Below are 1310 nucleotides of genomic sequence, written 5' to 3'. Positions count from 1 at the left end.
ACCGCCGGCATCGCGAAGACGACGACGAAGGAAGTGACCAGCATCGCCCAGACATAGAGCGGGATCTTGTCCAGCGACATGCCGGGGGCTCGCTGCTTGAAGACCGTGACGATGGTCGCCACCGCGACGGCCAGTGACGACACTTCGGTATAGGTGATCATCTGCGCCCAGACGTCAGCCCGCTTGCCCGGTGCGAATTCGGGGCCGGACAGCGGTACGTAGGCGAACCAGCCCACATCAGGGGCCATGTTGAGGGCGAAGGACACCCAGGCGAAAACGCCGCCCGAGACGTAGACCCAGTAGCTGAACGCGTTCAGGCGCGGAAACGCGATGTTGCGGGTGCCGACCATCAGCGGCACCAGGTAGATCCCGGTCGCCTGCACGATGGGCACGGCGAACAGAAACATCATCGTAACGCCATGCATGGTGAACAGCTGATTGTAGAGGTCGGGCCCGATCAGCCCGCGTTGCGGTCCAGAAAGCTGGATGCGCATGACGACAGCGTTGAGGCCGCCAAGACCAAGGAACACGAAAGCGGTGATCAAATAGCGTCGTGCGATCACCTTGTGATCGACGCTCGACAAGGCTCCGACGATGCCGGATGGCGTCCGCCAGGTGCGCTCGAGCCAGCGATGCAGGCCGGCATCATCCATGCCGGTGTCGCGCGGTCCGTCATGCTCGGGCGCGATGTCGCCTTTTGCAGATACCTTGCGCTCCGGCGGCAGGTCGCGTTGGCTTGTGAGATCCGCGCTGCTCATTTCAGACCCTCGAGATAGGCGACCACGGCATTGAGCTCATCGCCGCTGAGCTCCACCACCGGCATGTGGGAGCCGGGCTTGATGCCTTGCGGGTCGGCTATCCAGGCGGCGAGATTGCCGCGGCTCATCGTCAAGGTCCCGGCAGCGAGCGTCTGCCGGCTGGCTATGTGGGTGAGATCGGGAGCCACCGTTCCGCCGGCCGGCGTCCCCCCGATCCTGTGACACATCACGCAGGGGCGTTTGAGGAACAGGTCCGCACCGACCTTGGCTTCGCCGCTCGCCGGCGCGCCGGCCGGCTGCAACTGGTCGTTCAGCCAGGCATCGAATTTCGGGCGCGGCTCGGCGATGATGAAGGTGCCCATGTTGGCGTGCTGCGCACCGCAGAATTCAGCGCATTGACCACGGTAGACGCCTGGCTTGTCCGCCTTGAGATCCAGGACGTTCATGTGGCCCGGGATAAGGTCGAGCTTGCCGGCCAAGCTTGGGATCCAGAAGGAATGGATCACATCGGTCGAGGTCAAAAGCAGCCGCACCGGCTCGCCGGCAGGGATA

2 protein-coding genes are annotated in these 1310 nt (G+C 64.0%); both read right to left on the bottom strand.

What is annotated here, in order from left to right:
• A partial coding sequence (locus tag EN925_RS36075) for a cbb3-type cytochrome c oxidase subunit I (RefSeq protein WP_206633134.1) occupies window positions 1-758 on the bottom strand: 758 nt, incomplete at its 3' end.
• A partial coding sequence (locus EN925_RS36070) for a c-type cytochrome (RefSeq protein WP_127388564.1) occupies window positions 755-1310 on the bottom strand: 556 nt, incomplete at its 5' end. The genes EN925_RS36070 and EN925_RS36075, both read right to left, overlap by 4 nt.

Origin of the sequence: Mesorhizobium sp. M7A.F.Ca.US.006.04.2.1 (assembly GCF_004022915.1) — a bacterium.
Lineage (GTDB): Bacteria > Pseudomonadota > Alphaproteobacteria > Rhizobiales > Rhizobiaceae > Mesorhizobium > Mesorhizobium ciceri.
The sequence above is the reverse complement of the archived record's forward strand: the minus strand, read 5'-3'. Positions and strand labels throughout refer to the sequence as shown.